Source organism: Moritella sp. 28 (genome assembly GCF_018219435.1).
Lineage (GTDB): Bacteria > Pseudomonadota > Gammaproteobacteria > Enterobacterales > Moritellaceae > Moritella.
On the sequence record NZ_CP056121.1, the window covers coordinates 3,181,704 to 3,196,428 of the forward strand.

General features: G+C 38.6%; 12 protein-coding genes. 6 read left to right on the top strand and 6 right to left on the bottom strand.

Annotated features, from left to right (window positions below; genetic code table 11):
- Positions 1-44 precede the first annotated feature (44 nt).
- The 4 genes from HWV02_RS14050 to HWV02_RS14065 all read right to left on the bottom strand — a co-directional run bounded on the left by HWV02_RS14050 (position 45) and on the right by HWV02_RS14065 (position 4,489).
- Positions 45-1,445: an aldehyde dehydrogenase family protein gene (locus tag HWV02_RS14050; RefSeq protein ID WP_211688321.1), complete on the bottom strand. Its 1,401-nt coding sequence runs from the start codon at positions 1,443-1,445 to the stop codon at positions 45-47.
- Positions 1,446-1,459: 14 nt separating this feature from the next.
- Positions 1,460-2,830, bottom strand: coding sequence for a glutamine synthetase family protein (locus HWV02_RS14055; RefSeq protein WP_211688323.1), 1,371 nt, complete (start codon positions 2,828-2,830; stop codon positions 1,460-1,462).
- A 156-nt stretch (positions 2,831-2,986) separates the two neighbouring features.
- The gene (locus HWV02_RS14060) at positions 2,987-3,937 is read right to left on the bottom strand and encodes an RDD family protein (RefSeq protein ID WP_255550346.1); all 951 of its coding nucleotides are present in this window, start codon (positions 3,935-3,937) and stop codon (positions 2,987-2,989) included.
- A 345-nt stretch (positions 3,938-4,282) separates the two neighbouring features.
- The gene (locus tag HWV02_RS14065; RefSeq protein WP_045110007.1) at positions 4,283-4,489 is read right to left on the bottom strand and encodes a cold-shock protein; all 207 of its coding nucleotides are present in this window, start codon (positions 4,487-4,489) and stop codon (positions 4,283-4,285) included.
- A 746-nt stretch (positions 4,490-5,235) separates the two neighbouring features.
- Between HWV02_RS14065 and HWV02_RS14070 the strand changes: the two genes are divergently transcribed.
- The gene (locus HWV02_RS14070; RefSeq protein ID WP_211676406.1) at positions 5,236-5,604 is read left to right on the top strand and encodes a hypothetical protein; all 369 of its coding nucleotides are present in this window, start codon (positions 5,236-5,238) and stop codon (positions 5,602-5,604) included.
- A gap of 195 nt (positions 5,605-5,799) precedes the next feature.
- On the opposite strand, the gene HWV02_RS14075 is transcribed toward HWV02_RS14070, so the two are convergent.
- Entirely contained in the window at positions 5,800-7,224 is a 1,425-nt protein-coding gene (locus HWV02_RS14075; RefSeq protein ID WP_211676407.1) for an alpha-amylase family protein, read from the bottom strand.
- Between the two features lie 534 nt (positions 7,225-7,758).
- Between HWV02_RS14075 and HWV02_RS14080 the strand changes: the two genes are divergently transcribed.
- Positions 7,759-7,953 (top strand): hypothetical protein, encoded by a 195-nt coding sequence (locus tag HWV02_RS14080; protein ID WP_211676408.1) that lies wholly within the window; start codon positions 7,759-7,761, stop codon positions 7,951-7,953.
- A gap of 321 nt (positions 7,954-8,274) precedes the next feature.
- Here HWV02_RS14080 and HWV02_RS14085 read toward each other — a convergent pair whose 3' ends face one another.
- Complete coding sequence (locus tag HWV02_RS14085) at positions 8,275-8,727, bottom strand: hypothetical protein (RefSeq protein ID WP_211688325.1); 453 nt, start codon at positions 8,725-8,727, stop codon at positions 8,275-8,277.
- Positions 8,728-9,214: 487 nt separating this feature from the next.
- Here HWV02_RS14085 and HWV02_RS14090 point away from each other — a divergent pair, with 487 nt between their 5' ends.
- The 4 genes from HWV02_RS14090 (at position 9,215) to ygjK (ending at position 14,266) form a co-directional block, all read left to right on the top strand.
- Positions 9,215-9,589, top strand: a complete 375-nt coding sequence (locus HWV02_RS14090; RefSeq protein ID WP_211688327.1) for a hypothetical protein — start codon at positions 9,215-9,217, stop codon at positions 9,587-9,589.
- Between the two features lie 29 nt (positions 9,590-9,618).
- Positions 9,619-9,933 carry an N-acetyltransferase gene (locus tag HWV02_RS14095; protein ID WP_211688328.1) on the top strand — a complete coding sequence of 105 codons (315 nt, stop codon included), beginning with the start codon at positions 9,619-9,621 and terminating at the stop codon, positions 9,931-9,933.
- A 508-nt stretch (positions 9,934-10,441) separates the two neighbouring features.
- Positions 10,442-11,173, top strand: coding sequence for a hypothetical protein (locus HWV02_RS14100; RefSeq protein WP_211676412.1), 732 nt, complete (start codon positions 10,442-10,444; stop codon positions 11,171-11,173).
- Between the two features lie 711 nt (positions 11,174-11,884).
- Positions 11,885-14,266, top strand: a complete 2,382-nt coding sequence (gene ygjK, locus HWV02_RS14105) for an alpha-glucosidase (RefSeq protein ID WP_211688330.1) — start codon at positions 11,885-11,887, stop codon at positions 14,264-14,266.
- The last annotated feature ends 459 nt before the right edge of the window (positions 14,267-14,725 follow it).

Below are 14,725 nucleotides of genomic sequence, written 5' to 3' on the forward strand. Positions count from 1 at the left end.
CAGCGAAACCTTGCCAAACCCTGTATTGAAAACGGGTGTAAAAACTATTGTAAAATTTTAATGTGAAATGATTTCGGACGCGTTAACGACTCATAACCTAATGTTGATAAAGTACAGCCCCGTCCCGAATTCTTCACCCCCGTCCACGCTAATGCAGGATCGAGGTAGTCACAACGATTAACAAAGAAAGTGCCCGCTTCGAGTTGCTCGCCAATCGCGATAGCGGTCTCAATATCTTGAGTAAATACCGATGCAGTGAGACCGAACTCAGAATCATTCATTAACCATATCGCTTCTTCATCACTCTCTACTTTCATAATGCCAACAACAGGACCAAAGCTTTCCTCTGTCATCACTCGCATTTGGTGATTCACATTGGTTAATAGTTGCGGAGCTAAGTAAGTAGAACCGACTTCATCCAGCGGAAAGTCACCTGTATTTATATGCGCAACAGCCCCTTTAGAAATGGCATCTTGTACTTGTGAGCGCACAAAATCAGCCGCTGACGCTTTTACCACTGGCCCTAATGTGGTGTTAGCATCGTCGGATCGCCCAAGCTGATAACCTTTAACTAGATCGACAGACTTACGGACAAATTCGTCAAACACGCGTCGATCTACGTAGATACGCTCGATAGCACAGCAAGACTGCCCGGAATTGAAGAATGCACCATCGATACAAGTTGCGACCGCATGTTCGATATCCGCGTCTGCACGTATATAAGCCGGATCTTTCCCTCCGAGCTCTAAACCAACACCAATAAAACGCCCGCAACTGGCGCTTTCAACCATAGTTCCACCAGCTACCGAGCCAGTGAAAGCCACATAATCAATTCGACTATCCTTGATCACCGCTTCGGTATCTGCATGACTAAGATGTAAATATTGGAATACGCCATCCGGTAAACCGGCTTTTTGAAAAGCATTGAATAATTGCTCTGCGCATAATGGCGTCTGCGCGGAATGCTTTAATACCACACTATTCCCCGCCATGATGGCTGGCATAATGGCATTAATCGACGTGAGATAAGGATAATTCCACGGTGCGACAACAAAGACAGCCCCTAATGCTTCGCGTTTGATATAACGCCGGAGCCCTGTTTTTTCTGGCAGCTGAATAGTCGCTAAGGCTTCATCTGCGGCATCAATCATATAACGAGCACGCTCGGCTAAACCCGCGACTTCACCCCGTGCATATTGAATTGGACGTCCCATCATCCAGCATAGTTCATTAGCAATCTCGTCTTCATTGGCAACGAAAGCATCGACCATTTGATGGCAGATCGCAGCACGTTCTTGCAGGGTAATATGGTCCCAATTAGCTTGAGCCACAACCGCCTTTTGCAAAGTGTCATTAACGTCTTCGCTACTGGCGAGAGCACGCTCAACGTAAACAGAGTTATCGATGGGTGAATAAGTTTGCTGTAGTTGCCTTTTGCTCGTCATTATCTGAGTTCTCCCTAGATAATTTCAAAATAACGTTCGAGTTCCCAATCAGTCACCTGTTTTCTAAATTCACGTTCTTCCCATTCACGGGTAGCGGCATAATGCTGTACAAATGCTTGGCCAAATAGTTCTTTGGCCGCTTCGGAACGTTTTAATTTACGCGCAGCATCAAACAGTGTTCGCGGTAGCGATAGCGCTTCAGGATGGTCTTGCTCGTACGCATTCCCTTTTACTTGTGCATGAGGTTCTAGTTTCTGCTCTATGCCCATGAGACCAGACGCTAATGCGGCAGCGAGTGCAAGGTAAGGATTCGCATCCGCAGAGCCTAGGCGATACTCAATACGTTGAGATTTTGCCGATCCCGGAATAACCCGCAGTGCTGTGGTGCGATTTTCTACGCCCCAAGTGGCATCGAGCGGTGCCCATAACCCTGGGACCATTCGGCTATAGCTGTTAACCGTAGGTGCGATCATCGATAAGAACTCAGGCATGTATTTTTGCTGCCCAGCCAAGAACTGACGTTGAGTATCACTCATGTTGTACGCATTATTGGGGGCGTGGAATACAGCCTTGCCAGTTTTGTCTTTTAATGAAATATGAATATGACCACTTTGTCCCGGCCAATCGCTTGACCATTTAGCCATGAAGGTAGCCATCAGATTATTACGCTGCGCCCAGACTTTAATAAAGGTTTTGAATAAGGCCGCTTTATCTGCAGCATCCTGCGCGCCATCATAAGCAATAGCCGCCTCTAATACCCCCGGACCTGTTTCGGTATGCAGACTCTCTAATGGGAAATCCATCTCTTCACCTAGCGCCATGATTTGATGATGTAAATCGGCATGTACCGAATTACGGATCATGGAATAGCCAAAGCAATCGGGGGTAAGCGGCGTTAGATTTTTATAGCCTTTCTCTCGCACTGATTCAGGCGTTTCTTTAAACATGAAGAATTCATATTCGAATGCAGCAATGACATCAAAGCCCATACGGTCGGCACGATCTAATACTCGTCGTAGCGTGCCTCGGGGACAAACCGCTTCGGCATGCTCGCTGAACTCGGCAATGAATAGCAACATATCGCCTTCGGCAGGTAGGTTACGACAAGTCTCGGGTAAAATACGCACGGGTGCATCAGGATAGCCAGTATGCCAGCCCGTAAATTCAACATTATCGTAAAGCTGATCTTTTGAATCCCAGCCTAAAACCACATCACAAAAAGAAAAACCATTATCGAGAGAAGAGAAGAATTTCTCTTTGCTCATATATTTACCGCGCATGACGCCATCTGCATCAAACAGACCCACTTTCACATGGCTTAGACCTCGCTGATCAATAATATGTTTTGCATCGGCAACGGTCTTTACTTTCCTTGGATTAAGCATAATACATCCTTATATTACAAGCCTGTTCCGGCTATGTTTAATAATCTGTGACTGCATTATTCTTAGTATAGGAAGTGTAAGTGGGTTGTGATGAATAGATCTCATCATATTTAACAAAAACTAGCTATTTAACAATTTAAAAAACCGTTTTAGCGCTTAGTCGTCCTCTAAAAACAAAACCTCTATCGGGTTAAATAGATGACCATGGCTATACCAGAGAGACCAAATACCAATGTCGTAACCATATATCAGCGTCACTTGAATTAAGTTTCTATCCGTCGAATCAGGGTAAGTGTTAGCAACCACCTGCGCTAATTTTTCAGCAAATGCTCTGTCATCGACAACATTTTCATTGAGGTAAACACTGGCCTTTACATACGTTGTAATACGCGTTTTAGCATTCGTAGACATCGTTTTTTTCGTACTGTCAGTAATACCTACATATTTAACCGGTAGGATACTGTTTAGTGCTTCTTGAGTAGATAATAGGCTTTTAAATTGCTCTGATTGATCTACGTTAGAAACAAATGCAGGTGCAAGTCCTGCCATAATGAAAACGCCAGATACAAGTATTAAGTGGAGTTTCCAAACCTTATCCGTGTCTTTTGGCGATGCAGAAGCGTTAACAACATATGTGCCAACCACTAAGTCATGCAAAGACTGTCGAGTTGCGCGGTTAAAAACATAAAGATAGATAATTGCGAAAAAACCACCAAATAACAAAATGGAGAAAAGATATATTAAGTAGGTAAGTAAATCATCGTTATGAATTTGTGCTCCATTTACAAAGAATGGCACTGCAAGAATGCTATATCTAAGCATTGATTTAGGCACACTAATGACTTGATTAGAAGCATCAACAACTTTTATTTTAAATGCTTTCTTACCAAAAGTTTGCCCATTAAACATGGCGCTATTCATCATTCCGAAATAAATCATGGCGATACTAAAACCGATTAATTTACCCCAACTTCCTATTTGAACAAAAGTGCTTTCGAAAAAGAAACCTAAAGCAACACCAATACTCCCTAGTATGAGGGAATCGACGAGCAAAGCTCCTATTCGAGTCCAAAATCCGCAAATCCATTTGTCTTGTACTTCGTCCAAAATTTAATCCTTATTAACCTATTTATCGCTATTTGATATTACAACGACTGTGAGAAAGTGTTCATTGCTGTCATTTACTAACAAGCTAAATATAGGTTTGATTTTATTAGTATTTTTACTAAATGAAAATAACAAGAAGACTGTTTACAGACAAACTGTGACCAATACGATAAACAATAGGATGATCGTGCGTAAAAACACAAAGTATAATTAGAACGGCGAGGCCGACGATATCAGCATAGGGCTCGAAGGTATGTAATAGGACAAAAAAAATGGCGAACCCATTAAGGTTCGCCATTCTTTAATATTTGTTCAGCTCAGTATTAGAACTGACTACATAGCAAATTAAAGTGCTACGATGTTTTCAGCGTTCGGGCCTTTTTGACCTTCGCCGATAGTGAATTCAACTTTTTGGCCTTCAGCTAAAGTTTTGAAACCTTCGCTAGCGATAGCGCTAAAGTGAGCGAATAAATCTGGGCCATTTTCTTGCTCGATGAAACCAAAACCTTTAGCTTCGTTAAACCACTTAACCGTACCTTGAACTTTAGACATAATAATATCCTGTAATCTTAATGTTGAATTGCCTTAATAGGCTTGAATAGCGTACAAAAATCTGGAACTTAAAAACTGCAGAGCGAGGTATTATGAATAAAACAACGAAATGGAGAATGTAAACAAAAGGCTTTCTTGCTGAGACAGCACTTTATAGAATATTTAAAAAAAGTCAAAGGTATTTATAAAATAAATAATGCGCGACCTGTAAAAATTCACTTGCATCTCCGTATATTCTACGACATTTTCAGCTAGCCGAAAGCGCTAATCTAGCCTTATACCCAAGTTACTCCAAGATGCTATATCAGAACAAAGCACAATATGTAGGTAATGGTTATTCCATTTTCAAATATTGTAACGCTGTGCTGTTATTCCTGCTCGTCTCCCGTAGGGCAAACCGAATGAAGGAATCTTCGGCGTTATGAAGTCTTGAATATCCTCTCCTTTCGGTTTGCTGATTGTGCATCTCGAGGTAGCTTGGGTATATATACAAATATAATAAGGTTTAGCTTTTTTAGAACGATTACCGACTTTAGGAAAGCATTTTTATTATTCGTTTGTATTTAATGATAAATTTGATACTGTTTATGGTATTGAAATGGGGGTTTGATTGATACGAAACGCCGTATAATAAACATCTATGTGCAAAGGTTCATCGGGACGACTGGTAGCTTTCGTTCTTCACATTTTAGCCAACAATTTTTTGCCCATTATTAGGGCGTAATGCAATTAAGGATTATATTAATATGCCTCACGTAGAAATTAAATATTCTGATAATTTAGATATAGATACGAATAAAATCTTTGATTCTGTCGAAAAAATCATTAATGATAATGACATGAGTGCTGGTGTATGCAAATCAAGAGCTTATCCTTGTTCCCAGTATAAATACTCTCATATACTCGTTACTGTATCGTTATTAACTAAACCTCATCGAGATAAAGCGTTTACGGAAAAGTTAAGTGGCGAAATAGAACAGGCAATAAAAGCTCACCTTAAGCAAAGTTTATATTTTTCATTAAACATTGAATATAGCCTAGATTACTACACAACAAATACGCATCTTGTTGAGGGAGATAAGCTACAAAGCCTCGCCGATAACACAACCAGTTAAGATGTTAGCTCAATATACTGAATTCAAATAAGTAAGAGGGGTTAGTATAATCTAACCCCTCAGCCGTAAACTCAACAACGACAGGCACATTCGATTCCAATACGTCCTGTGTTGAACCTTGATTCTCCAAAAAAGCACACAGGAAAATTCACGCCACCCTTTTGGAGACTTTTTACAAACACTGAAATTCTCAAATTAAAGCGCAAGCATTCTAGCCGTCTGGCCTGGCACAGATAATTTATGATAACGAGATTTAATCGTTTCGCTATGACTACTTAGCCTATCCTTATATGGCACATACCAATTAAGCTCCGTCTTATATGTATCAATAGTATAAGAACGCTCTTCAGAACATTTATTTATAGCGACTAATCCACTTTTCTCTCGCTTAAAAATGAGCATGCACTTATCACTATATAAAGTTTCCATCTGTTTTCCTTTCATATCATTATGAAAGCTAATCATTTTAACCATATAGTCACGATTCCAAACATCCTCCCATCGACGATTATCTTTATCTTCATCATCAGAAAGAGCGTCACTATAAATTAAAGGAGATCCACCATCCTTACCTAAAATATAGGCATAAGCTAATTTTTCATTAATTGGAGTCATTATTTGATAACGAAAGCCATCATTCGTCGGAATATCATGAGTAATAGTAAATGTGATAGCCCTATCACCAGGCAATGCTTGACCATATTCTTGTGGATCATGAAGTAAAGACATACTTCCATCATAAGAGAATGCAGACCTTATAGAAGCAAATAAAGGAAAGTCATATGCACCATGATTAGTGTTATTCAAATATGGTTCAAGAAATGTATGATACTGAGAATCCCCCTTACCACCTGTTGTAATAACTTCACCAAAAACATGCATACCCGACGTTATATCAGACGTAAATATTTGGTTAACTTGATAATCACTCATATGCTTAACGGCATCAATCCTAAAGCCTTTTATTCCCATACTTTTTAAAGATTGAAGATATTGACGCTGTTGCTTAATGACATAATCACTTGGATCTAGATCGGGGAGCCCTGTATCTTTATCGTTACCACACAATCTCCAGTATTGTACATTTCCAGGATCCCCATAATCAGATATACACCCTGCTGGATGAAAGTCAAAACTAGAAAATAGCCCCTTACTTAGATCTCCAAAAAGCTTTTGCTTGTTTATATACTCACTGTTTTTACTATACTGATTTAACAACTCACTACCGGGATAGTTTAGATCACTTCTTTTCCAGCTCTCATTAGCCATATGATTTAAAACTATATCTGCGTATACGTCGACACCTTCCTTTTTAAGCGCTGAAATTAACGTCTGTAAATCTTCTTTATTACCTAAAGGTGAGTCAATTAAGCGAATATCTTGAGGCTGGTAACGTGCCCACCACTCTTTCCCTGAAGATTTTAATGGTGGAGATACTAAAACTTTCTTATAACCTGCTTTTGCAATATTTTGGGCCTGACTAGTGATATCACTATATTTCCAATTAAAAGCATGAAGAATGGTGTCGGCGTAAACATTGCCTTGTGTTCCAAGTAGAAAAGTAGCGCCTAACAAAATTTTTATTATTGGGTTTGATAAAAACTTTAAGTTTCGTTTCATAATTATTTACTAGTGTTGTTATGGGTTTAAACAATTATAAATCTAACCCTTTTTATAAAAAAATCTTTTCCTCTGCATATTAGATCTCTACCTCACTTTGTATATGTCTAATTATCTATTGAATAATAGCCAAGCTTAACTTTTATTCTTAACATGCGTTAGAAATTAAAATCAACAAGCTAGATTCGCATTACAGGATCTAATAAATTAAATTCATCTATGTTGAATATTAAAGACTCAGCATTATTTGTTATTGCTATATTAAGCTTATTTTAATAACTTTTAATTGTTACACATATGTAACAAGTGCTTATTTTAACTATCTTTAGAATCAATAACCCAATTTAAATGCAATTAAAGTGAATGATTATTTATTAAGCTGCTGGCGGTGCTGTATGCATTAGTAAAACTAATGCTTAATGGTATTTTTTGTCATTGTTACATAGTTATTTCATGCGCTACTATATCCACTAGATAAGCATATAAACATCACCCAGTTAAAACATAAATTATTAAATTCAGGTAGAGGCTAATATGGCACACGCAGCGCACTTCAATATGATCCCACAAGATTTGGCTTTAGATAAAAAAGCTTATGCTGTTTCTATCAAAGGACTGATTAGACACACGAAAGACATTTTATTTAGTAATAAAAAAGAAATATCATCAGATATTCAATTAAGAGAGTTATCACCGCATATCCTACGTGATATCGGCATGATGCGATAATTGACATTCATCTTTAAAACGCCAGCATTTGCTGGCGTTTTTGTTTCTAATATTAATAAATATTCACCCACAGAGAGTAGATTTTTACCTATTGTCGTATCGATAAAATATATGGCAAATTAATGTGTGGATATCGAGTATGAGCAAATGTTCTAAGCTACTTTGGGACAATTTTTGAGTTAGCAAGGCTAGCTAACTCATTCTTGGACAGAATTAACTTAGAGTTGAAGCTTTAAATGGTATAGCTCGCATGACAGAAGTAATTCGTTGATTGATATCTGTGGCATCACAGCAGCGACCAAACAAGGGTAAAATGACGATTTATTCAAAGACAGCGGCTAACTCAGTAGCTGTCTTGATATATTTAACCTCAGATATTTTGCCTTCACTTACCGTATAAACCGTAATATGATCTTCCTTTTTTGAGAACTTGTCTTTGTTAGTATCATCTAATAACAAAATTAAAAATGGATATTTTCTCATTTTAGGCAAAGCAAAGAATTTGCTAATTAAACTTGGCATCCCTGATATGTCAGCGACATAATAAGCTTGGTGAGCCGCTAAAAAACCTTTGTTCTGAGCTAATAAGAAATCACGAATGATGCTGCTGGCATCTTTATCACCTGCGACAATGATATTTTTGGTATCAGCTTTGATAGTATGCACTTGGTCAAATTGATCGGTAATTTCAAAACGAGGTACCGAGTCTCCGATATTAAATGCGTGGGCGAAATTTGCTGCCAATAGTAGTAATAATACGAACAACTTATTCATTATTTTTTCCTAAAAGTTTAAAAGATTGATACAACCACAAATATACCAAATTGTACTATCAAATAGTAAACCATCAATGGCTTAGGGTGATCGCTCTAAGCCGTGTGAACGCTAAGCCAAATTAGCCCCTAAATGTGTTAGAGCTTTAACTCTCTCACAATATACTCATATCGACTTTCCATACATTTGCTTATGCGTTCTATTAAATAAATGTTTAGTAACTTCAACAGACCTAGATTGGCTTCATTTGCAATCGACCTCAACATTAAGTTGTTGATTATAAGTCATTAATCTATTTTTCCATTATTTATACGGGCCTGTATGAATAACAGCATTCTGTATATCCAAATAAGAGATAATACCAAGCGATGATAAATATTGTGTAAATTATTGTTATTGAACAATAATTTAATGCCCAACCCTTTAACGCTAGTGATTTTCTAGGTATTATACGGAATTCCGTAAAATACACTGTTAGGCTTTAAGTATGTCAATTTTAGATATGTACAATCAATTCAGAGATACTTTTCCTGAAATCACAGAGAAAGCTGATAAAGAACATATCAGGCTGTGGTCAGAGATTGATCCTGATTTGGCTTACTCATGGTTTGAAAGCTTAGCGAATTCTTTGAATAATGAGATGAAAAAGGATGTACCTGCTCGTGAATACAGTGATGTTTTTGAATTTATAAGAAGTCACTTTATGAATGGTGACAAGGAAGTCCGCAATTGTATCGATGTAGCATTTACAGAAAATCTGTTCTGGCAAGTGAAACCTGAGAATGCGAAGCCATATTGGGATGCATTTCCTAATGTACTAAAAGAACTCTATGTTGATTTCCATGCCAGAAAACCAGCCTAACAAAACCAAGCACGGCGATAGCTTTTTCATTGCGGCTTCGCCTTCATTACAAAGCTACGCGTGTTGGTGGCGTTATTAAGCAAGTTTTGGAGCTCGAACAAATCGCGATTCATCCAAGTTTTCAAGGTAATGGATTTAGCCAAGATCTAATAGAGAGATCGCTAAAACTAGTTAAATCTCATCTTACCAATCAAGGTTCAAAGCTTAAGCATATTTTAGTGAGTACGCGGGAAGATAACGATGAACAGAAGCTTTATCGTAAAGTTCTAGGTGCAGAAGTTGAGGCCACAATAAGCAATCTATTTTCGGCTAATGAAGTTTATATGGTTGCTAGACATATCTAAAAAAACATAACCAGCGCCTACAATCTGACCTCCGGCCACTGGTGGGCTGTTTCCTGTTTTAGATGAACAAAAACACTTTGACTGTAAATGGAATAAGTTTAATCAATTACTAGCATCGAATTTATCACCTTATTTAGTGAAATATCGTTCTCTAGGGGGCTCACTTTACCTGATCAGAGAGCTGCTTATGAACAATATAATGACAATACGCACTTATTGTATTTTGAGTCCAGAGATAAGATAGAACCATTGCTTAAAATAATAGAAAAATCTGGGCTTTATGCGTTGTCCAGAATTTAACAAGGCGTTAATCTCATTTACCAATACCTTCAGGTATGGAAAAGCTAAGTTGTTGGGCGATTATGAAGACAGTAAGGTTGCTCTCGATTATATTTCGATATGATTAGTTTCAAAGATATCAAATGGTGTACTTTTTAATGAGGAAAGTGCTATATTACCGTTTTTTTTTCACTTAGATATTCAAAAAATTTACAGGTAGGTACAAAAAATGATTAAGACTGTTATTCCTCGTCTTGCTTTAATAGCTTCGGCACTGTTACTCTCCGCATGCAGTACACAACTACGTACTGTGCGATTGGGTGAACCAGTAGCCCCTAAAGCAATTTCCGGAAAGTTTTTCTTTATCAGTCAATCTACTGCTAATGTTGGTGATGTAATACTTACTGAAGGAGAATACTTAAAAGATGCTTCAGATCTCCAGTTTGAAATGTTCCGTGTTAAAAAAAGTACGACAACAAGCGTAGAGCATAAAATGAGTACGTTTAAATTCTCTATTCCAGCAGGTGATTATCTTCTGCGTAGTAAAACCCTTGAAGGCAGTTATTATTCAGCACCAGCGCCTTTCACTGGCTTAGAGGGGACTCCAGCAGGGTACGGTGGCTTGTTTGTACCAAACGAAACTTCAGAGGCCACAGAGCTTTATTGGCATTGGACTCCTAATAGAAGTAAGGTATACCAGGCTAAATTGACATCACCGATAATAAATGGCCAAGAAGTTTCTGCTCCGCGCGCGACATTGACGTATGTTGGAGTCGCTGCAGATCAAATCCGTTTCGCCTATAAAGAATTTTCTAAAAAAGGGATGGCGACCCCTGCTTTTACTCAAGAGGTCATTCTTGATTATAAGCCTGGTGGGACTTATACATATAAAGGTGCGCAATTTATTGTTGAAAAGGCTGATTCTACACACATTAACTTTACTATACTTCGACCTTTATAAATGTCATTCGGTAACTAGCTACAAGCTGTGACTACTTGTCTTATTGCTATACAACTAAAAGCAATTAAGGTGTAGTCGTTTATTAAATTAGCCTCCTAATTGGAGGCTTTTTAGATTTTGGGATAACCTGATTGTCTTTTGACAATTCAAGACTGTTTTCTGCTAAATACGAATAACACTGTATTAATCTACTCTATCGAACCGTTTTCATTATGCATAATGAAATGTATGGCAAATAATCATGTCTGTTCGTAACCTCAAAAACGGCCACAAAAAACCTTAGCCTTGCGAGTGCTACCCACAAGGCCGTAACGGAAGACGTATACCACACAATATCAGCACCTTAAAGATCAAATCCATTGTATTCACTGTCGAAAACAGTTCAAATCCAAGCTCTCAAATCAACAAAATAACAACATTTTGTGATTTACGTTTCAAGGCGATTTTGTAGCCAAGTGTAACCTAGTGTAACTTTACTAAAATAGATCACACTTTAGTAAAAGTTTGGTTAATAAACACCAAAATAGGTTGTAGACTCCATTTGAAATCACAGCGTAGCTAGCCTTTAGAGGTATATCAACTTGCGTATTATCCCTTTGTCACACAAACAGAAACGATTCAGATGAAAACTAAATACGTAACGATACATCTGACTCTGATAACACAGTGTTTGTGATGCAGCACTTCTACTGATAACAAGGAATATGAATAATGAACTTAAATAAGTCACTTATTACGATATCGATTGGCACAGCACTGCTGATTACAGGTTGCAGCCTTTCACCATTTTCAGCAAATAGTGAATCACAAACAACTGAATATAAGAATGTTATTGACCGCTCAGGTTCACCTGAATACATGCGTGATTATGATTTTTATGACCATCAGCGCTTTAACCCATTTTTTGACCTTGGCGCATGGCACGGTCATCTACTACCAGACAATGACGAAGGCATGGGCGGTTTCCCTGGTACGGCACTGTTAACTGAAGAATACATTAATTTTATGTCTAACAATTTTGATCGCTTAAGTGTGCTCAAAAACGGTAAAAAAGTTGCTTTTACAATGGACGCATACAGCTTACCAGGGGCATTAGTTCAGAAGTTAACATCAGATGATGTCACGGTTGAATTAACACTGCGCTTTGCATCAAACCGTACTTCATTGCTTGAAACCAAAGTAACGTCAGACTCACCAGTAGAATTGGTTTGGGATGGTGAGTTACTTGAGAAGAACCACGCAAAAGAAGGTAAATCACAATCAGATAAAACCATCGACCAAGCCTACCCTAATTATGATCGTATGCTTGTGGCAACAGACGATGGCTTAACGGTCACCTTCGGTAAAGTACGTGCAACTTCGTCACTACTAACTTCAGGTGATTCTGAATACCAAATCCATAAATCAATTCCAATGAATACCGAAATTGATGAGCACAAGTTCACCTCAAAAGCGACGATAGCAGGTTCAACAACCTTTTATACAACTTATTCGCACGTACTAACAGCAGAAGAAAATCAGGCTGAACAAGCAAACATTAAAGCAATACTCGCGAACCCGACTGCGTATTTAAGTGCTTCTGAACAGCGCTGGGAAGGTTATTTAGACAAAGGTTTAACCAATACTTACGCGACTCAAGAGCAAGAGCGTGTTGCCGTAAAAGCGATAGAAACATTAAATGGTAACTGGCGTGGCGTAGCTGGTGCAATGAAGTTTGATTCTGTTACACCTTCAGTAACAGCGCGTTGGTTCTCAGGTAACCAAACTTGGCCGTGGGATACTTGGAAACAAGCATTTGCAATGGCACACTTCAATCCTGACGTAGCAAAAGATAACATTCGTGCGATGTTCGCTTACCAAATTCAAGCTAACGATCCTGTTCGTCCATGGGATGAAGGCTATATACCTGACTTACTGGCCTATAATACCAGCCCTGAACGTGGCGGTGACGGTAGTAACTGGAGTGAACGTAATACTAAACCAAGTTTAGCAGCTTGGGCTGTAATGGAAGTATACAACACCACTGGTGATAAGGCTTGGATAGAAGAAATGTATCCGCAGCTAGTCGCTTATCATAACTGGTGGTTACGTAACCGTGATAACAATGGTAATGGTGTACCAGAATATGGTGCAACACGCCATAAAGCTCACAATGATACAGAAGGAAATATGCTGTTCACGGTTAAACGTGGTGGTAAAGATTACAAGTATGCAGGCATCGAAAAATACAACAGGATCCTTGCCGAAGGTAACTTTGAACATATTGAAGTACCAGCACAAACAGCTGCATCTTGGGAGTCAGGTCGTGATGACGCCGCAGTATTCGGTTTTATCAGTGAAGAACAGCTAGATGCTTACGTTGCAAATGGTGGTAAACGCAGTGATTGGGATGTGGCATTTGCCCAAAACCGCGCTGAAGATGGCACCCTACTTGGTTACTCATTGCTACAAGAGTCAGTTGATCAAGCCAGCTACATGTATAGCGATAATAAATACTTAGCGCAAATGGCCGATATGTTAGGTAAAGATGATGAAGCGAAAGAATTCCGTGATAAAGCGGATTACCTAGCGACTTACATCAATACGTGTATGTTTGATGAAAGTACTGGCTTCTTCTACGATATCCGTATCGAAGATAAAGAACTAGCCAATGGCTGTGCGGGTAAACCTATTGTTGAACGTGGTAAAGGCCCTGAAGGTTGGTCACCACTATTTAATGGCGCAGCAACACAAGATAACGCTGACGCTGTAGTAAAAGTAATGAAGGATACGAGCGAATTCAATACCTATGTACCACTTGGAACAGCTGCTATTTCAAGTCCTGCTTTTGGTCCTGATATTTACTGGCGTGGGCGTGTATGGGTTGACCAGTTCTACTTTGGCCTAAAAGGCATGGAACAATATGGTTACCGTGAAGATGCAGTTAAAATGGCAACGGCTTTCTTTGATAACGCCGATGGCCTAGTGCAAGACGGTCCAATTCGTGAGAACTACAACCCGCTAACAGGTGAACAACAAGGCGCGCCAAATTTTTCTTGGAGTGCTGCCCACCTATATATGTTATATAACGATTTCTTTACTGAAGAAAAATAACTAAAGCGTATAAGTAGTAACTGCTAACATTAAAAAAGGCCATTACAACAAAGTGATGGCCTTTTTATTTAGCCAGTATGCAACTAGCCCTCTCCGTAAATTCAACATAAACACACCTCAAATGATCAGTCCCGTAATTTGGCCACAACTAAACGATAAGAATTGAAATTTAAGGTTTATCACGAGAAACCGACTGACGATCTCAAATTTTAGCTTTTGTCTTAGCTCCCAGCAAAAAAGTTAATAATTAATGAATTACATTTTTTACCGTACTTGCCTACAAAAAGTGACTTGCTTAAACCTCCGTACATGCTTTTTGTTCCTTAATCACAAGACTAAGCCTAATTAGTGTGATTTATTTCAAATTAAATATTATCTCCCCCCCTTTGCCTCCACCCCAAAGCTTATTGAAAAGGTTGATGTTATTGTCACCCATTTATTTATCATCACAGAAACAAT